Source organism: Nocardia sp. NPDC051911, from assembly GCF_040681035.1.
Taxonomy (GTDB): Bacteria; Actinomycetota; Actinomycetes; order Mycobacteriales; family Mycobacteriaceae; genus Nocardia; species Nocardia sichangensis.
Genome location: NZ_JBFAXY010000011.1, coordinates 133,806 through 150,760, shown reverse-complemented (window position 1 = coordinate 150,760; position 16,955 = coordinate 133,806). Strand labels below are relative to the sequence as shown.

Here is a 16,955-nt window from a genome sequence, read left to right as displayed (position 1 = left end):
CGTAGGCGCAACCGGCCGCCGAAACCGCGCCGGAGTCGAGTATGAAAGCCGCCGCGCGGGGTAGGCGACAGGTGTGCGACTGGGTGTGCTGGACATCGGTTCGAATTCCGCGCAGTTTCTGGTGGTGGACGCCTCTCGCGGGGCGCCTCCGTTGCCACTGCGCGCGTTGAAGGAGCCGGTGCTGCTCGGCGAAGACATCGACGCGGCCGGGGTGATCACCGCGGACGGGGCGCAGCGGGTCGCCGACGCCGTCGAGCGGGTGCTGTCGGGCGGCCCTGCGCGGGGTCTCACCGGCACGCGCGAGTCAGATCCTGGCCGGAGCGATGGTGGCGGACGCGACCATGGCGGCACTGGACATCGACTGCCTGGAAGTGAGCCCGTGGGCCTTGCGAGAAGGGGTCGTCCTGGAACACATCTCCACGCGCGTCGACAGTGACCGGACGCTGCCGTTGCACGCGCTCGAGCTGCCGCGGCACGGCCCGGAGTCCCCGGTCAGCGTGCTCCCGCGACGGGTGTGATCAGGGGGATCAGCGGTTGCCGAACACTTTGCCGCCGAATCGTCCGAATGCGGCATTCATCAGTGGCGAGCGGGTGACCGTCACTTTGAGGCGGTTCAGAATGGGGGCGATGGGGCGGGGGTCGACGTCGCGAAGCGCCTCGGTGAGCAGGCGGACGGGTTCGGCGCAGGAGTCGTAGCGGTCACCGGGGGCTTTCGCGAGTGCCCGGTGCAGGATCGCGTCGACCTCGGGCGGGATCCAGCGGTGCTGCGCGGAGAGCGCCGGGGGAGGCTCCTGCAGCTGCGCTTCGGCGGTGGCCATGAGGTTCACGCGAGAGAACGGCGTGTGGCCGGTGAGCAGCTCGACGGCGGAACAGGCCAACGCGTACTGGTCGGTGGCCGGTGACACCGTCTCCGCCCGCAGCAGTTCCGGCGCGGCATACGGCACCGATACGACGACGAACCCGTTGGTGGCCAAAGGCGGTTCCGGCCGATCCAGCCACCGCGCCGAATCGAAATCCGAGATCTTCACCGTCGACTCGTCCGTTCCGACCAGCACGTTCGCCGGTTTCACGTCGAGATGGACCACTCCGTTGGCGTGCGCGAAATCCAATCCCGCCGCGACTTGCGTCAGTACGTGGAGCACCCGCCGCAGGTCCGGGTACCGATGCGGTGAACGCACCAATGTCGAACCCGTCGCGCCCGCCACGTACTCGTGTGCCGACCACAGCCTGCCGTCGGTTTCCCCGTGCGTGTACATCCGCACGATGTCGGGGTGTCGCAACGCCGACAAGATGTCGAACTCGTGCACGAATCGGGCGCGCGCCTCGGGTGACCGACTGTCCTCGGGCCCCAAGATCTTCAAGGACACCGGGCGTGACCACTCCGGATCCTCGGCCAGGTACACGTGGCTGCTGCCACCGTGTCCCAGCGGGGCCCGCACGACGAAGCCCGCGAACTGGTCACCTGGTTCTAGCAGCACCGCCTCACCATAGTGCGACGACCCCAGCCGCACGCCGGTGTTTGCCTTCGGTGTGCCCAACGGCACTGCGCCCGCCCGGTAAGCGCGATGATGCCCGCCGACGCGCGGCCTGCGGGACGCGAGACTGCTCCCGCCGGCCCGAAGGTCGCGCCACGACACATCAGGCCGACGGGCAGCACGGCGGTGGGTCAGACGAGGGTGATCTTGAGGGTGTAACCGGCCGCCGAGCCGTCGGCGGAGGTGACGAGGATCTGGTAGTCGTTGCCGTCGGCGACGAGATCGGCGTGCGGTGCCTCGTTGGCGACCTGCGGCCCGATCAGCGGGGCCACCGAGACGCGGGCATTGCCCGCGACGTCGAAGCTCAGGCGCTGCCCCGGCGCGGTGGCGATGGAGTAGCTGTCGGCCTTGCCCTGCCCGACGTTGCCGCTGATCTCGGCGCTGTTCTGGCCGGGAGCGATCTGCAGGCGTTGCACGACGCCGGGAACCGAAGGAATACCGGGCGCGGCCTGGGCGGTCGCCGCCCCTCCGGCCGCGGTGAAGCTGACGACGGCGAGCACCGCGGGCACGGTACCCACCAACGAACGAATCAGTCGAGAAGCGGTCATGGGCACCATCTTTCCTCAGCGCGGGTGCGAGATCTCATGCGGCTGCGGTAAACCGATGGCTACGCCTGGGGATCGCGCGTGATCACCGCACAGACGAAGGCGCCCCAGTGACCGATCACGGATGGAAACACCGGCAATGAACGGGAGATGTCGGTGCCTCATGCCACACTGGCGGTGTAGTCACCTGGCCAGAGGAGAACGAATTGGCCGACATTGATGACCGCCCCGTGGTGCGACTGGTCGCGCATTGCCGTCGCTGTCACGGTTGGCTGCTGTCGCCACAATCGGTCGCACAAGGAATCGGCCCGACCTGTGCGATACGTGAGCGCGCGGAGCTGCGCGCCCAATCTACCCGAGAGCTCACTCTTTTCGATGTCGCGGCGTAGCCGGGGTTCGGTGCGTTGTCCGGCCGACCCGGAGATGCTGACCGGGCCGTCCCGCATCGAGTCCATAGCCGAGCTGTGGCATGGGGAGCGAGACGGCCCGGCGGGCCGATGCGTTCAGGTCGTCGCGATCAGAATCTGTTCCGATTCGGCCGGTCGCAGCCCGTCGGTCCGGTCGGCGAAGTAGCGGCCGGTCAGCTCCGCGGCGGGGACGTGACGGGTGGCGGCGAATCCCGCGTCTTCGGCCAGCCGCACCATTTCCTCGGGACGGAAGAAACTGATGAACGGCGTGCCGGATCGGCGGGCGCCCTCCTCGGCGAATCCGCGCATGACCTGTTCATCGGCGTCGACGAGTTCGAGCGGCAGCAGGAAGGTCGTGACCAGAGCGGAGCCCGGCGAGAGCGCCGAAAGTTGCCGCAGAGTAGCGATATTCGCCTCGCGGGTCAGGTACATCGATACACCGGTGGAGGCGACGAGCGCCGGACGGGCGGGGTCGAAACCGGCCTCGAGGAGCCGCTGCCACCACGCGTCCACTTCGAAATCGACCGGAACCAGCCGCAACCACGGCGGGATGTCGAAGCCGAGTTCGCTGAGGCGCTGCCGTTTCCATGCCTGCGGTCCGGGTTGATCGACCTCGAAGACGGTGAACCGTGCGGCCAGCTCCGGTCTGCGCTGGGCGAAGGTGTCCAGTCCCGCGCCGAGTACCACGTACTGATCCACGCCGCGCTCGGCCTGCTCGGCCAGCAGATCCTCTACGAAACGAGCCCGCGACACGATGCCCGCGCGCATCGGCGCGGTGGACCGCGGATCCATGTCCGGGCGGTCCCGCCAGCCGTCCTCGGGCGCGGCCAGGCGTAGGCCGACGCGGTCGTCGAACACGTGCGGTGCCTGGTCGTGCAGCGCGTGCACGGCTCGCCACAGCGCTACCCGGACCGCGGTGCTGTCCGGCGCGATCGTCTCGGGTGTCATTCGGCTCACTCCTCTCCCGGGGCCTGCAGGCTCCATACCCGCCCGTCCGGGTCGTGGACGGTCATCTCCCTCGTCCCGTAATGGGTCGGCTCGAAGTCGGTGCGGATCTCGACACCGTCACCCGGACGTACCTCTGGGCTCGCCACCTTCAGCACCAACCGGGTGCTCGTCTGCTGTGTCGGCGGCACCTCGGCCACGAAGACGTAAGCTCCCTCGCCGTTGCGGAACTGGCCGGAGTTGTGATCGGTCTCGAAGTCGACCGTGAAGCCCAGCCCTTGCAGGAATTTCGCCATCCGGCCCCAGTTGTGGGTCTCCAGGAACACGGCCTCGATGCCATCGGTGGTCATTGTCGATCCTCTCCTTCGTCGTCGAGGTAGGCGCGCAGCGCGGCGGTGACCAGCGCCGACAACGACATCTCCGACTCGATCGCCCGATACTTGACCTGCTTGATCAGCTCGATCGGCAGGTAGACGTTGAACTGCTTCACTTCCTCGGCCACGAGGCAATGCTAGCAAACTAGCATGCTAAGGGACAGGGTTCCAGCATCGCCCGTCGATCGGGTCATCGAACCCGAGTTCGAGCACGACGCCGGTCGCTGTGGTTAAGATGAGCGACGCTCATTTTCCGTGGACGGGCGGGAGGAAGTCATGCCGCCGAAGGCTGTCGGTCAACGTCGTCGCCCCGCGCAGGCGCGGGCCAAAGCGACCAGGGAGCACATCCTGGACACAGCGGCGCGGCTGTTCGGTGAGCGCGGTATCGCCAATACCTCCACGAACAAGATCGCGGCGGAAGCGGGCGTGAGCATCGGCACGGTCTACCGGTACTTCGCCGATCGCGGTGTCCTGGTCGAAGAACTGCTCGAGCGGTTGCTCGAAACGGTGGAGCGGCGTTTCACCCAGCGCGTCTTCGACTTGTCGGGAAAAACGATGCATCAGGTCGCCGCCGACATCCTGGGCGTGATCACCGAAGAGCTGGTGGCCAATGCGAAGTTGGTGCGCGCGCTCGTCGCAGGCGTGCAGTTCTACAGCAGTGGCATTCCCGAGTTCGAACCGCGGCTGCGCCTGCTGGTGAAAGTGATGCTGATCCAAGTGCTCGGTCCGGGCGACGATCACGAGTACGACGTGATGACCTTCGTCGTGATCAATACCGGTTTCGCGGCTGTTTTGCGCGCGTCCGCCCTGGAGGTCGACGACCCCGCGCGGGCGGAGGCGATCGACATGACAGCGCGGATGATCGGCGCCTGGGCCGAAGCCGAGGCGGCGGCGCGCGCCGCCGTTTGAGCAGCTGTGGCGCTCTGCGCAAAAAAGTGAGCACCTGACCATGTATGTGGTGCGCATGAGCTTCCCAAATCGGGCTTTCCTTCATGATCTTTGCTGGTCAGAGCTTATTTTTCCGTTACTTCCCCAGTCGCCGGAAGCGGAGTAGCAGCTGAGTCGGCCTGCGGTTTACCGTTTTTCCACGGACCGAACGGCAGATAGTGCCGCGGACACCGCGAGGTAGTCACGGTCGCCGATCGAGCGCGAACCCGACGCTCCCTCGGTTCCACGGCGACAAGGAGGTCACCAGTGACGATCGAGAGCATCGCCCACGTCGAATCCAACAAGGCGCGGCGCGTCACGCCGCATACACCGAAAACCCACCGGGCCGCCGCGAAGGTCGTCGCGCACCTCATCGATTCCGCCGCGTTGCCCGGCGGCACGGCCGAGGCGGAAGCCGCTGCCGTGGTTCGGATGTGCTTGGAGTGGTCCGTCCAGCGATTGAACGGGCAGGAATCGACCGGACGAACCGACATTCTGCAGACAGCGGCGGCGGGATGGGCCAGGAAGGGGATCCCGATCGACGGCATCCTCCATGCGATCCACGCCGGGTTCAAATTCGGATTGGGCATGCTGTTCGCCGACGAAGACGGCCGCGCCGACCTCATCGCGGGCGCCGCCGTCACGCTCGAGCTCTTGAACCTGATCACCGCGACGGTCAGTAAAGCGTATGTGCGAGAGTGCAAAGCCGTGGCGGCCGAGGACCACGCCGCGACGCACACCTTGACTTCGGCGCTGCTCGGCGGGCACGCGTCCTCGATGATGGCTCGCGAATGCGGAATACCGGTCGCCGACGAGTATTTCGTGCTCGCGGTCGCGGTGCCCGCGCATCCCGACGAAAGCCTTCCCCAGCTCGACAGCCGAGTCGTCGCCCGGCGTAAGCTGCGCCGCCTGCAGTCCGGCCTCGCCGACCTGTTCGACGGCCGGGCGCTGTCGCTGCTGTCGGTCGACGGAGGAACGATCCTCATTCCCACCACCCAGCTCAACGCCCTCGATCTCGACAGCGTGGTCGACAAGCTGTCCGCGGCGGCGCGCGTGCCGGTCACCGCCACCGTCGTGACCGCCGGTCCCCGACAGGTCTCCGTCGCCGCTGCCCAAGCCCATGAGTTGCTCGACACCGTAGAGCAACTCGGACGCGAACCCGGATTGTACAGATTCACCGAACTGGCGCTGCAATATCAGCTCACCCGGCCCGGCATCGGCCGCGATGTACTCGGCACCCGGGTCGCGCCGCTGATGGAACATCCGGACCTGTTGGAGACGCTGCGGATCCACATCGACAACGACCTCAACCGCCAGCGCACAGCGCGGCAACTCCATGTGCATCCGAACACCGTCGATTACCGGCTGCGCCGAATCGCGCAGCTCACCGGACTCGATCCCGCCGACGCCAGGGGACTGTGGTACCTGCGTTCAGCGCTGATCGTCTGGACCGACGACGGCACCCGGCGGCTCCCCGCCGATGCCAGGCGAATGGCCGACTCGCGGTAGTCCGCATGCCGCCTCGCCCCTCGACAATCCGCGATGGAGGTGCGAAGAATATCCGGACGCGCGACGCACGCGCGGATGCTCATGGAGGTGCGTGTCGTGGCCGATCGAGTGCCCGGAGGACGTCTGGTCAGGAGCGGTCGGTTGGGCAGACTGGCCGCAGGCCAAGCCGTGCGTGGGGTCGGAGCCCGGTTGTCGATGATCGGCCGGACCGAAGAGGCCCGGCGCGTACTCGCCGAACGTTCCACACTCGCGACCGCGCAGCAGGTTGTCACGGTGCTCGGCAGCATGAAAGGCGCGGCGATGAAGCTGGGCCAGATGCTGTCGGTCCTCGATGTCGACCTCGTTCCGGAATCGCATCGCGAGCTCTTTCGGACCAAGCTGGCCGAACTCCGCGATCAGGCGCCGGCCGTGCCGTTCGCGGAGATGCTGAAAGTCATCGAGGACGATCTCGGGCCGCCTGCGCGCGTATTCGCCGACTTCGACGAGACACCGATCGCCGCGGCATCGATCGGCCAGGTCTATCGGGCACGACTGCACGACGGGCGCACCGTCGCGGTCAAGGTGCAATATCCCGGCATCGATCGAGCCGTCCACGCGGACATGCGCAATCTCGAGATGCTCAGCAAGCTGTGGAAGTCCATGTTGCCCAGCGCCGCCGACAATGCCGTGCTGGACGAGATCTCGCGCAATATCGGTAACGAACTCGACTATCCGCGGGAAGCCAGGACCCAGCATCGGGTCGCGATGCGTTATCGGGGGCATCCTTTCATCACGGTTCCCGACAGTATCGAAGAGTACTGCGCGCGCAGAGTTCTCGTAACCGAGTTCGTCGAAGGCGGCACTTTTCAGCAGATCCGGACGCTGCCCGACACCGAGCGTGACCGGCTCGGTGAGTTGATCTACCGCTTCTATATCAGTTCGCTGTTCTGCGACAACGAATTCTGCGGTGATCCGCATCCGGGAAATATCCTGTTGGCGGCCGACGGCAGGCTCGCGTTCGTCGATTTCGGACTCTACGACCGGATGGACCCCCTGCATGTCGACTTCGAACGCGCATGTCTGCGTGCGGCCGGGGAGTACCGCGCCCGAGACCTCTACGAGGCCTGGGTCGGGCGCGGCATCATCGACCCGGATGTGGAGGTCACTGCGGAGGAATGCTTGGAATACGTATGGGCCGCGACGGGATGGCATTTGCTCGACGAGCGAATAACGATCACCCCCGAGGTCGCGACCGGTGCGGTGATTCTGGCTGTCGACCCTCGTGCCGCCCAGTTCAAAGGCATGCGGCAGCAGTTGCTTCCGCCCGAGCATGTGTTCTCGCGACGCGCGGATCTGTTCACCTTCGCCGTGCTCGGTCAGTTGCGGGCCACCAACAATTGGCATCGGCTCGCGCGTGAGTGGCTCTATCAGGAGGCCCCCGTCACCGAGATCGGGCAGGCCATCGCAAAATGGCGGGCCGACTTGTGACGGACCCCGCAATCCACTGATGCGCTGAATCCGGTGACCGACTCCGACGCCTTGCGCTTCGGATTTCGGTCCGGAAACGGGACTGCGTGACCGCGGTATCTCGTCGGCGGCCCATGCCATGTGGCCGATCTCGGTTTCTCTCGTTCTGTGGCCGCTCATATAGGTAGCCGCAACTTCGCAGTGAGCCGCCCAGAATCCGTTGCTGACCAGCATTTTTCGCCGAATTCCGTCCTATCGTTGCTGCCGTTCGACATTGCGAGGCGCGCCTGCCGGCAAGGACAACCATGCCGAAATACGGAAAGGCATTCGATGAGATCAAGCGTCAGTCGGCGAATATTGCGCACCGCCGTATTCACCGTAACCGCGACCATGACGATGGGGTTGAGCGTGCTGACCGTGCACGCGGCCCCGGAGACGGGTCCGACGGAGCAGCAGTTGGCCGATTACATCGCGGCGGGCCGTAAGGCAGCGCCGGTTGCGGATTCGGGGAGCGCGGGGTCGGGGTCGGCGTGTACGTCGGGGAGTGGTGCGGGTTCCGGGAATGGATCCGGTGACTGCTACGGGGGTTCGGGCAGTAGTTCCGGGTCGTCGGGTGGCTATGCCAGTGACACCGTGGGATTCGGTCCGCCGATGACGTCGTGGTTGGCGGCGTTCGGGTACGGATTGACTCATCCGGATGTCGCGCCGCCGGGAGCGAACGACTGGAACTGCAAGCCGACGGCGGAGCATCCGCGTCCGGTGGTGTTGGTGCACGGGACGTGGATGAACGCCTACAACGGATTCGCGTTCATGGGGCAGCCGATCAAGGATGCGGGGTTCTGCACGTTCACGTTCAACTATGGACGGTCGAATCTGTTGGAGGGTGGCGGTCTGGGGTCGGTGTTGCCGGGGGTGATGGGCACCGGTTACATCCAGGATTCGGCCAAGCAGTTGGCAGTCTTCGTGGATCGCGTGCTGGCGGCGACGGGGGCCTCGGAGGTGGATCTCGTGGCGCATTCCCAGGGTGGGTCGATGTCGAACTGGTACACGAAGTTCGAAGGCGGCGCGGCGAAGGTGAAGAACTTGGTCACTTTCGGTGCGACGCATCATGGGACGAGTCTCGACGGGATCGGCGCGCTGGGGCGGGCGATCAACAACTTCGGAATCGACGTGCTGGGTTTCATCGAGATTTTCGTGGGGCATGCGGGAATTCAGCAGACGATCGGTTCCGACTTCGTCAACAAGCTGAACGAGCACGGTGACACGATCGCGGGGGTGGACTACACCGTGGTCGGTACCCGGTATGACGAGATCACCAATCCGTATGACCTGACGTTCCTGAAGGCGGCGCCGGGGGTGTCGGTGCAGAACATCACGTTGCAGGACGGGTGTGAGCAGGATGTGTCGGATCATCTGACGATGATGTATTCGCCGCGAGCGTTGTCGATCGCGTTGCGGGCATTGGACCCGGTGGGTCATCCGAATCTGGAGTGCACGTTCAACCCGTGGCTGCTGGGCGGGGGAGGCTCGCTGTAATCACCGCGGCGAAGTGCCCATCGAGCGACCTGGATCCTCGCTCGATGGGCACACCCATGCGGTCAGTGAGCATGTCCGGCGAGCACCGGCCGACCGACCGGCTCAGACCGCCGCCTCCCAGGCGAACCCGTCCGGGTCCACGAAAGGGCCGATATTGCCGCGGATGGCGATCCGGTGCGACCCGGTGCCTTCCGGTGCGATGCCGGCGTCCTTGGCAGCGGCACGGCGCCCGTAGAGCGCCAGTTTGACCGACGCGGCCGGGGTGGCGAACTCCACGTACTTGCTGCCGAAGCTCTTCGCCACAGCCAGGCCGTGGTCGATGTAGAACTGCTTGGTCGCCTTGACGTCGTCGACCCCGAGGAGCACGACGAAATCATCGACTTCCCGGGTGGCCGGGCCGGTGTCCTTCTTCGATGACGTCGCCACCTTCCAGAGCGCGCCGTCCGGCGCCTGGACGACACCGCCGTAGCCCCAGAAGCTCTTCTTGACGGGCTTGAGCGTCGTCGCACCTGCGTCGACAGCGGTACCGACGAGGCTGTCGACGGTGCTCGGCTGAGACACCACCAGCGACAGCACATAGCCGCGGAAACCGCTGGTCGGAGCGTCGGAGGCGCGGAAGCGCAACTTGCCGCCGAGTCCGAACGCGGCGGCGTAGAAAGCCTCGGCAGCGCCCGGATCGGGCACCTCGAGCACGACGGAATCGATTGCGGCCTGATCAGTGGTGAGGTTCATGGCACCAACGCTAGGCGGCGCGCGGCGAGCGCCGCTTCTCGATTCCTGACCGGTCGGTTCCGGCGGCCCGAGATCCCGCCCGAGACCGTCCGGCGGATGTGCCACAGCTACCTGGCGGCCGCGGTGATCAGCCGCTGAATCCCTCGTCGGACCCGAGGCGGCCGTCGGGGGCGCAAGGCGCGCCTGGTCGCCAGCTGCGGCGGGGCGCGGGGATCGGCTTGCTCACGTACGCCATGGGTGTTTACTGAAGGAGCGGTCGGTTCGCCCACCCTTCGATGGCGGTTCGAGGTGCGTATGCCGGTATGGCGGATTCGCGAGTTTCGTGACGCTGATCTGGATCAGGCGATCCAGATCTGGGAGCAGAGCCGTATGGACACCGCGGGTGAGCCGGTGTTCGCGTTGGCGGAGGTGCTTGCGTCCGCGCGGGCGGGGCAGCCGGCGGTGGTGGCCGAGGTCGGCGAAGAGATGGTGGGTATGGCCGTCGCGCAGGTCCAAGGTGAGCGGGCGTGGGTGTTGCTGGTGGCGCTCGGTGCGCAGTGGCGGCGGCGCGGTATCGGCAGTGCGTTGCTGACCGAACTGGAGAGGCGGCTGCGGGCGGATGGGGTGCGGCGGATCTGCACGCTCGTTCCCGAGGGCGCCACCGGGTCGGTCGCGTTCGAGAATTCCGGCTATCTGCGCAGGACGGGTTTGGTCTTCTACGAGCTGGTCGAACCGTTGGCGCCCGCGCAGTCCAGTCTGCTGAGCGAGTTGGGCGGTCGGCTGTTGCCACCGGGGTTGTGGGAGTCGATGGCGGGCATGGACCGAGAGAAAGAGGTCATCGAGCGGCGGATCGTGTTGCCGTTGGCGCGCCCGGATGTCGCGGAACGTTATCGGGTCAGGCCACCCAAGAGCGTGATCTTGTTCGGACCGCCGGGTACCGGCAAGACCAGTTTCGCGAAAGCGGTCGCTTCACGGCTGGGTTGGCCGTTCGTGGAGTTGTTCCCGTCTCGGCTGGCCGCGACGGCCAGCGGTGGTCTCGCGGCCTCGCTGCGTGAGGTGTTCGCGGATTTGAGCGACCTCGATGAACTGCTGTTGTTCATCGATGAGGTCGAGGAGATCGCCGGTGCGCGCGAGGGGACGGCGACCAGCCCGGCGCACGGGGTGACGAACGAGTTGCTGAAGCTGATCCCGGTTTTCCGGGAGGACTACAGCCGGTTGCTGATCTGCGCGACCAACTCGGTCCGGACTCTGGATTCGGCATTCCTGCGGCCGGGCCGCTTCGACTACGTGATACCGGTCGGCCCGCCCGACGAGCCTGCCCGCAAGGCGATCTGGCGGCGCTACCTGGGTCCGGCAGCCGAGACCATCGATCTCGCACGCCTGGTCCGCGCGACAGTCCACTTCACTCCCGCGGACATCGAGTTCGCCGCGCGTGCCGGTGCGCAGTCGGCGTTCGAACGCGCGGTCCGCGAGGAAACGAGCGAACCCGCCGACGTCGAGGACTATCTGGCCGCCGTCGCCAACACTCGCCTGACGCTGACACCGGAAATCCTGACAGCGTTCGAGCAGGACCAGGCCGACTACACCCGACTATGAGATTCGGCCACATTTGAGGCGTGCTTGCGGAGATTCAGGACTCGATACCGAGGAGTGGTCCGCAGCCTGTGGTGGACGCCTTCGCCGATCACCTCTCCGAGGCCCGCCGAAGGGAGTGCGACTCCATCAACAGTTCATAAGATCTGCGGCGGTCGCTCGGGTCGTACAGGTCGGTCTTGATCAACAACTCGTCGGCACCGGTGGCATCGACCAGCGCTTGCAACTGCGGTAGCACCGTGGCGGCGCACCCGACGAACACACCGGTCAGCTTGTCATCGGTGTTCCGACTATCCATATACCCGTGTGCTTCAGCGGTTTGCGGGCTGGGCAGTTGTATCGGTCGGCCCTGCCGTCGCCGGGCGACCTTCATTCTCAGCGATCCGGCCAGCCACTGGGCTTGCTCGTCGCTGTCGGCGACGATAACCGCCACACTGATGACGATGCGCGGAGCGGGGCACAGCGATGACGGCTGGAACGTTTGCAAGTAGCTTCGGACCGCATCAATCGTGCTCGAGGGTTTCAGATGGTGGGCGGCGGCGAACGGGAGCGCGAGGCTCCCAGCGATTCGGGCGGTATGGTCGCCGCTGCCGAGCATCCAGATTTCAGGCCTATTGCCCACGGCAGGCACAGCCGCCACGCGGCCACCGGCTCTATCCACCTCGAACAGCGCGAGCAGTTCTCGAACCTGATCTTCGAACGATTCGGCGGTGCGGTCGTGCTCGCTGCGCACGAGGTCGGTGATCTCGCGAGGTCCGCCGAGGGCTCGTCCGAGTCCGAGATCGATTCGCCCCGGGTGAAAAGCCTCCAAGGTGCCGAACTGTTCGGCGACCACGATCGGAGCGTGATTCGGCAACATCACCCCGCCGGCGCCGACCCGAATCCGCCGCGTCACCGAGGCCACGCGTTCGACAACGACTGCCGGTGCCGCGCAAGCCACACCCGCCATCCCGTGGTGCTCGGGCACCCAGTACCGGTAGTAACCGAGATCGTCGACGAGCTGTGCCAGCTCAACGCTATTGCGCAGCGCCATCCTCGCGTTCGATCCCTGCGTGACAGGAGCCGTGTCCAGAACCGAGATACGAACCTCACGACGGTCTTCGACCATTCAGAGCACCTTTCCGCAGCGACATCCCGCGCTTGCTCGGCTCCCGCCGGCCGTTGAGCATCCGTCGTGCTCGATGCCGCGACGGTATCCGAGCTGACGCTGTGGATATCGTTGCACTGCCTCTTGCAGTCGCACCGGGCCGCAGCGTCCCCTCCCACGAATGCGGGTTCTCGGAGAGGCCAGCGGCCGCGGTAGTTCCTCCCGGTCAGGAACCCCCGAACTCGCGTATGGAATCGCGGTCGGGGTTCCGTCGCGGGCTCTCGACAGTTCACCCGATAGGGGCGGCGACGAGTGTGCGGAGGGTCATCGGCTCGGCGAGCACGAGTTCGAGCACCTGCTCCACATGTCGGAAGTGCGCTGTCGTGAAGTGGTCGGCGAGAGACTGAGCGCTGGTCCACTCCTCGACGATCACCATCCGGCCGACGTGGTTCGGGTCGAGGTAGGGCCGGTAGGCCAGGCAGCCTGGCTCCTCCAGCGAAGGCTCGATCATCGCTTCCAGCGCGGTGCGAAGCCGATCCTCCTGTCCAGGCGCGGCCAGGCACTCGGCGATGACGGTGAGCGACATGTGATCTCCTGTGCGGTAGAGGTTCTCACGGCTGAGTGGGACCGGCGCCCGCGCCGGAGGCGGTGATCGCCGCGGCGATCTCGGCCAGGTCCGACGGCGTCAACGCCACCGAGTCCGCGCCGATCCAGCCGTCGACCTGGTCGGACTTGCGCGCACCGACGATGGCTCCGGTGATACCGGGCCAGGCAAGCACCCAGGCGATGGCCACCTCGGCGACGGTCACGCCGTGTCGTGCGGCGATGGGGCGCAGCGCGTCCGCCAACTGGAGGTTGGCGGTCAGGCCGGTGGTGAAGTCGTGGTGGGCGGTCCGCCAGTCCTCTGCGGGCAGGCCGGCCACACGCTCGGCGGAAAAGGCCCCGGTCAGCAGGCCGGACTGCAACGGCGAGTAGACGATCACGCCGGTTTCGTGGGCGTGTGCCCAAGCGATCTCGGCGGCGGACGACCGGTTGATCGCCGAGAACGGCGGCTGGATGACGTCGACGTGAGCGATCCGCTCGGCGGCCTCGAGCAGGTCGGGCGTGTGGTTCGACAATCCGATCGCCCGAACCTTGCCCTCGGCCTTCAGGTCGGCCATGACCTGCCAGTACTCCTCCAAGGGGGTGGCGTTGGGCGACACCGCCCCGAAGCCGCCGCCGGCGTACTCCAGCGATTCGCCGGTGTCGGGATAGTGCACCTGGTACAGGTCGATGTGGTCGACCCCCAGCCGCCGCAGGGAGTCTTCGACCTCGCGGCGCACGCTCGCGGGTTTCATGATCCGCCGAGGCGCGGCCGATGGGTTCTCCGGGTCCCAGACCAGGCCGACCTTGGTGAAGATGTACGGGCGGTCGGCCTGCGGCAGGCCGGAGATGGCCTTGCCGACCAGTTCCTCCGAATGGCCCAGGCCGTACACGGCGGCGGTATCGATCCAGTTGACGCCCGCGTCGAGCGCGTGGCGGATCGCGGCGACCGATTCGGCGTCGTCCGTGGCGCCCCAGCTGAAGGTCCAGCCCGATCCTGAAACGGCCCACGAACCGAAGCCGAGCCGGGTGATGTCCATACCGGTGGTGCCGAGGGGGACGGCGGTCAGGGTGGTCATTGCGCAGTGCTCTTTTCTTGTCGGCGTTCGTTTTCGGTGCCTCCAACCTTGGCGGCCGCGTCCCGGGCTACCCAGTGCCAGCTGGAGCCTGGGCACCGCATGACCAGGCTCGCGTCCGGCAGGCGCGGGGATACTGGCCGCATGCCATTGGACAGACGGGCGGAACTAGGCGAATTCCTGCGCTCCCGGCGGGCCCGCTTGCGGCCCGAGGAACTCGGCCTGCCGGACTACGGCGGTCGCCGCCGCGTTCCCGGGCTGCGCCGGGAGGAACTCGCGCAGCTCGCCGGGGTGAGCGTCGACCACTACGTGCGGCTGGAACAGGGGCGCACCCTGCACTTTTCCGAAGCGGTACTGGATGCGGTCGCCCGGGCGCTGCGCCTGAACGATGTCGAGCGGCAACACCTCTACCGGCTCGCACGACCTTGGTCGGAAGGCGACCGCGCGGATGCGCCGCAGCGGGTCCGGCCGGGGTTGCGGCGGCTGCTGGACTCGGCCGCCGACGTGCCCGCGTACATCGTCGGCCGCAACACCGATGTCCTGGCCTGGAACCGACTCGCCGCCGCGCTGATCACGGACTTCGGCGCACTGCCACCCGCACAGCGGAACCTGGCCCGCCTCGTCTTCCTGGACGAAGGCATGCGCAGCCTCTACGCCGACTGGCCGGAGAAGACCCGCGACGTGGCCGCCTACCTCCGACTCGACGCCGGGCGGCACCCGGACGACCCGGAAACGGCGGCGTTGCTCGACGAGCTTGCCGCGAGCAGCGCGGAATTCCGGAAAGCGTGGGCAGAGCACCAGATCAAGGACAAGACCCACGGCCGGTACGTCTACCGGCACCCGGTGGTCGGCGAACTGGACCTCGGCTTCGAAACCCTGCGCTTCCCGGACGATCCGGACCAAGCGCTGATCGCGCACACGGTCGAAGACGGGTCGGCCTCGCAAACCGCCTTGCGGTTACTGGCGAGCTGGGCTGAGGAAACGCGGCCGGTGAGTTGAGACCACTCTTGCCATCGCGAGTTCCCCTCGTCGAGCAGCGCGCCACCACCGCCGTCCGGAGTCGATGGCACGCCGGATCTTGCGCACAGTGGGTATCTGTGTGAGCAGGTGTTGCTGATATCGCCACGGCATTTGTGGCCCGTGCCGAGCCGCCATCGCATAGGCGAGTTGCACGGGGCTGCGGTCGAGATACCGGTCAGCGTGTTGGAACCAGATCATGCTGGTGCGGGCGGCCGCCTGGATCGGGCGTAGCGCAGCGCGGCGCTGCGCATCGTAGTTCTCCAGCGCGTCGGTGAGCTCGGCATGCTCGTACAGGTTCTGTGCGAGCACGACGGCGTCGACAATTGCCAACCGGGTGCCGGAACCGATGGTGAAGTGCGTCGTGTGCGCTGCGTCGCCGAGCAGCACCACGTTGTCGTGATACCAGATCTTGTTGGTCACCTCGAGAAAGCGGCTCCACCTCGCCGCTTCGCCTCGTGTGGTGCTGAGCAAGGAGTGATCGTCGAGAGTGCGCGTGAATATGTTCTCCAAAACGCGCAAGTTCTCCAGACTGTCCTGGGAATCGAATCCCAGTCCACGCCAAGTCTGCGGTTGGCACTCGACGATGCAGGTGCTGATTTTCCCGGCAATCGACGGGTAGGCATGGAACCAGATCCATCCGGCCGAGGTGTGTTCGAAGGCGAAGGTGAATCGGGTGAAGACCTTGTCCGTACCGAGCCAGACATATCGATTCTCGCCGAGTGTGACGGACGTGCCGAAACGATCGTCAACCAGCCGCCGTACCCGGCTGTTCGCGCCGTCGGAGGCGACGATGAGATCGGTGTCGCCGAAGCCGGACAGATCGTGCACCTCTCGCCCATGCTGGACATCGACGCCCAGGTCGCTCGCCCGCCGGGAAAGTACGTCCAGCAATGCCGCGCGCCCCATGCTGAACCCGTAGCCCCCGAAATACGCGGCTCGGTCGTCACGCACATGAATTTCCTGCTCACGCCATAGGACCGACCCGGCCCGCACCGCCTGGGCGCTGTCGGGGTCATTCCGATACAGAATGTCGAGCAGGTCGTCCCAATACACGACGCCCCAGCCATAGGTGGACCCAGCGGGATCGCGGTCGATCACCGTGATGTCATGAGCCGGGTCGCGCCGCTTCATCGAAATCGCGAAGTACAGTCCGGCCGGCCCGCCACCGACGCACACGATCTTCATTTCGTCACCAGCTCCAGCCCGGTCGGTCGAACTCGGCTTCAGATGAGCCCTGCTCGATGCGACCGAGCCCGGCACGCTGTACGTGTCCGGGCTCGGTCACCGGCGCTAGAAGCTGCCCCAGCCACCCCAGCCGGGGTTCCACCACCCCCAGCCACCGTTACCCCAGCCACCGCCCCAACCCCAACCCCAACCGCCGCGGCCCCAGCCGCCACCGCCCCACCCCCAGCCGCCGCGGCCCCAGCCGCCGCCGCCCCAACCCCAGCCGCCGCCGTGACCCCAACCAGGGCTGTCGACGAGCTGGGTCGCAGACGTGGGCGTCGTTGCGCGGGCGGTAGGCGCTTGCGCCGCGGCTGCGACGACCGGAACTGCGGCAACTGCGGCTATACCGGCGGCGGCCGCTAACCGGGCGAACTTTGTATGTGAATTCTTTCTGTCGAACATGATAGGGCTCCAGGGACAGTCCCGACCTGCCCGAAT

18 protein-coding genes are annotated in these 16,955 nt (G+C 66.5%); 8 read left to right on the top strand and 10 right to left on the bottom strand.

Annotated features, from left to right (window positions below; translation table 11 throughout):
* The first annotated feature begins 326 nt into the window (after positions 1–326).
* Positions 327–518, top strand: a complete 192-nt coding sequence (locus AB0L97_RS16185) for a hypothetical protein (protein WP_364429903.1) — start codon at positions 327–329, stop codon at positions 516–518.
* A gap of 9 nt (positions 519–527) precedes the next feature.
* Here the strand turns inward: AB0L97_RS16185 and AB0L97_RS16180 are convergent, their stop codons facing one another.
* Together AB0L97_RS16180 and AB0L97_RS16175 are read right to left on the bottom strand one after the other, a co-directional pair.
* On the bottom strand, positions 528–1,478 hold the full coding sequence (locus AB0L97_RS16180) for a serine/threonine-protein kinase (RefSeq protein ID WP_364429900.1): 951 nt from the start codon (positions 1,476–1,478) through the stop codon (positions 528–530).
* A 188-nt stretch (positions 1,479–1,666) separates the two neighbouring features.
* A complete protein-coding gene (locus AB0L97_RS16175; RefSeq protein ID WP_355075798.1) occupies positions 1,667–2,083 on the bottom strand; it encodes a hypothetical protein in 417 nt (138 codons plus the stop codon).
* 227 nt (positions 2,084–2,310) lie between these two features.
* Between AB0L97_RS16175 and AB0L97_RS16170 the strand changes: the two genes are divergently transcribed.
* Positions 2,311–2,469, top strand: a complete 159-nt coding sequence (locus AB0L97_RS16170) for a DUF6011 domain-containing protein (RefSeq protein ID WP_364430161.1) — start codon at positions 2,311–2,313, stop codon at positions 2,467–2,469.
* A gap of 114 nt (positions 2,470–2,583) precedes the next feature.
* On the opposite strand, the gene AB0L97_RS16165 is transcribed toward AB0L97_RS16170, so the two are convergent.
* The 3 genes from AB0L97_RS16165 to AB0L97_RS16155 are packed head-to-tail and all read right to left on the bottom strand — an operon-like array spanning position 2,584 to position 3,934.
* A complete protein-coding gene (locus AB0L97_RS16165) occupies positions 2,584–3,435 on the bottom strand; it encodes a class I SAM-dependent methyltransferase (protein WP_364429896.1) in 852 nt (283 codons plus the stop codon).
* Between the two features lie 5 nt (positions 3,436–3,440).
* On the bottom strand, positions 3,441–3,782 hold the full coding sequence (locus AB0L97_RS16160) for a VOC family protein (RefSeq protein ID WP_356967066.1): 342 nt from the start codon (positions 3,780–3,782) through the stop codon (positions 3,441–3,443).
* Positions 3,779–3,934, bottom strand: coding sequence for a CopG family transcriptional regulator (locus tag AB0L97_RS16155; protein WP_355075803.1), 156 nt, complete (start codon positions 3,932–3,934; stop codon positions 3,779–3,781). The genes AB0L97_RS16160 and AB0L97_RS16155 overlap by 4 nt, the downstream gene beginning before the upstream one ends.
* 148 nt (positions 3,935–4,082) lie before the next feature.
* On the opposite strand from AB0L97_RS16155, the gene AB0L97_RS16150 reads away from it, so the two are divergent.
* The 4 genes from AB0L97_RS16150 to AB0L97_RS16135 all read left to right on the top strand — a co-directional run bounded on the left by AB0L97_RS16150 (position 4,083) and on the right by AB0L97_RS16135 (position 9,224).
* The gene (locus AB0L97_RS16150; RefSeq protein ID WP_355075804.1) at positions 4,083–4,715 is read left to right on the top strand and encodes a helix-turn-helix domain-containing protein; all 633 of its coding nucleotides are present in this window, start codon (positions 4,083–4,085) and stop codon (positions 4,713–4,715) included.
* A gap of 285 nt (positions 4,716–5,000) precedes the next feature.
* The gene (locus AB0L97_RS16145; protein ID WP_364429891.1) at positions 5,001–6,242 is read left to right on the top strand and encodes a helix-turn-helix domain-containing protein; all 1,242 of its coding nucleotides are present in this window, start codon (positions 5,001–5,003) and stop codon (positions 6,240–6,242) included.
* 96 nt (positions 6,243–6,338) lie between these two features.
* Positions 6,339–7,709 carry an AarF/ABC1/UbiB kinase family protein gene (locus AB0L97_RS16140; protein WP_364429888.1) on the top strand — a complete coding sequence of 457 codons (1,371 nt, stop codon included), beginning with the start codon at positions 6,339–6,341 and terminating at the stop codon, positions 7,707–7,709.
* Between the two features lie 369 nt (positions 7,710–8,078).
* Positions 8,079–9,224, top strand: coding sequence for an alpha/beta fold hydrolase (locus AB0L97_RS16135; RefSeq protein WP_355075809.1), 1,146 nt, complete (start codon positions 8,079–8,081; stop codon positions 9,222–9,224).
* A gap of 102 nt (positions 9,225–9,326) precedes the next feature.
* Here AB0L97_RS16135 and AB0L97_RS16130 read toward each other — a convergent pair whose 3' ends face one another.
* Positions 9,327–9,956, bottom strand: coding sequence for a glyoxalase (locus tag AB0L97_RS16130; protein ID WP_356967072.1), 630 nt, complete (start codon positions 9,954–9,956; stop codon positions 9,327–9,329).
* Positions 9,957–10,250: 294 nt separating this feature from the next.
* On the opposite strand from AB0L97_RS16130, the gene AB0L97_RS16125 reads away from it, so the two are divergent.
* Entirely contained in the window at positions 10,251–11,531 is a 1,281-nt protein-coding gene (locus AB0L97_RS16125; RefSeq protein ID WP_364429883.1) for a GNAT family N-acetyltransferase, read from the top strand.
* 88 nt (positions 11,532–11,619) lie between these two features.
* Here AB0L97_RS16125 and AB0L97_RS16120 read toward each other — a convergent pair whose 3' ends face one another.
* The 3 genes from AB0L97_RS16120 to AB0L97_RS16110 all read right to left on the bottom strand — a co-directional run bounded on the left by AB0L97_RS16120 (position 11,620) and on the right by AB0L97_RS16110 (position 14,276).
* Entirely contained in the window at positions 11,620–12,636 is a 1,017-nt protein-coding gene (locus tag AB0L97_RS16120) for an LLM class flavin-dependent oxidoreductase (RefSeq protein ID WP_364429880.1), read from the bottom strand.
* Between the two features lie 268 nt (positions 12,637–12,904).
* The gene (locus AB0L97_RS16115; RefSeq protein ID WP_355075815.1) at positions 12,905–13,201 is read right to left on the bottom strand and encodes a putative quinol monooxygenase; all 297 of its coding nucleotides are present in this window, start codon (positions 13,199–13,201) and stop codon (positions 12,905–12,907) included.
* Positions 13,202–13,226: 25 nt separating this feature from the next.
* Positions 13,227–14,276 carry an aldo/keto reductase gene (locus AB0L97_RS16110; protein WP_364429876.1) on the bottom strand — a complete coding sequence of 350 codons (1,050 nt, stop codon included), beginning with the start codon at positions 14,274–14,276 and terminating at the stop codon, positions 13,227–13,229.
* 141 nt (positions 14,277–14,417) lie between these two features.
* Here AB0L97_RS16110 and AB0L97_RS16105 point away from each other — a divergent pair, with 141 nt between their 5' ends.
* Positions 14,418–15,272, top strand: coding sequence for a helix-turn-helix transcriptional regulator (locus AB0L97_RS16105; protein ID WP_364429873.1), 855 nt, complete (start codon positions 14,418–14,420; stop codon positions 15,270–15,272).
* On the opposite strand, the gene AB0L97_RS16100 is transcribed toward AB0L97_RS16105, so the two are convergent.
* A complete protein-coding gene (locus tag AB0L97_RS16100) occupies positions 15,231–16,478 on the bottom strand; it encodes an FAD-dependent monooxygenase (protein WP_364429870.1) in 1,248 nt (415 codons plus the stop codon). The two genes, AB0L97_RS16105 and AB0L97_RS16100, sit on opposite strands and share 42 nt — an antisense overlap.
* Positions 16,479–16,955: the final 477 nt, after the last annotated feature.

Coding starts and splice junctions, on each gene's coding strand:
- AB0L97_RS16175 (WP_355075798.1), bottom strand. CDS start 2,083: ATGACCGCTTCTCGACTGATTCGTTCGTTGGTGGGTACCGTGCCCGCG.
- AB0L97_RS16165 (WP_364429896.1), bottom strand. CDS start 3,435: ATGACACCCGAGACGATCGCGCCGGACAGCACCGCGGTCCGGGTAGCG.
- AB0L97_RS16160 (WP_356967066.1), bottom strand. CDS start 3,782: ATGACCACCGATGGCATCGAGGCCGTGTTCCTGGAGACCCACAACTGG.
- AB0L97_RS16150 (WP_355075804.1), top strand. CDS start 4,083: ATGCCGCCGAAGGCTGTCGGTCAACGTCGTCGCCCCGCGCAGGCGCGG.
- AB0L97_RS16135 (WP_355075809.1), top strand. CDS start 8,079: ATGACGATGGGGTTGAGCGTGCTGACCGTGCACGCGGCCCCGGAGACG.
- AB0L97_RS16130 (WP_356967072.1), bottom strand. CDS start 9,956: ATGAACCTCACCACTGATCAGGCCGCAATCGATTCCGTCGTGCTCGAG.
- AB0L97_RS16125 (WP_364429883.1), top strand. CDS start 10,251: ATGCCGGTATGGCGGATTCGCGAGTTTCGTGACGCTGATCTGGATCAG.
- AB0L97_RS16120 (WP_364429880.1), bottom strand. CDS start 12,636: ATGGTCGAAGACCGTCGTGAGGTTCGTATCTCGGTTCTGGACACGGCT.
- AB0L97_RS16115 (WP_355075815.1), bottom strand. CDS start 13,201: ATGTCGCTCACCGTCATCGCCGAGTGCCTGGCCGCGCCTGGACAGGAG.
- AB0L97_RS16110 (WP_364429876.1), bottom strand. CDS start 14,276: ATGACCACCCTGACCGCCGTCCCCCTCGGCACCACCGGTATGGACATC.
- AB0L97_RS16105 (WP_364429873.1), top strand. CDS start 14,418: ATGCCATTGGACAGACGGGCGGAACTAGGCGAATTCCTGCGCTCCCGG.
- AB0L97_RS16100 (WP_364429870.1), bottom strand. CDS start 16,478: ATGAAGATCGTGTGCGTCGGTGGCGGGCCGGCCGGACTGTACTTCGCG.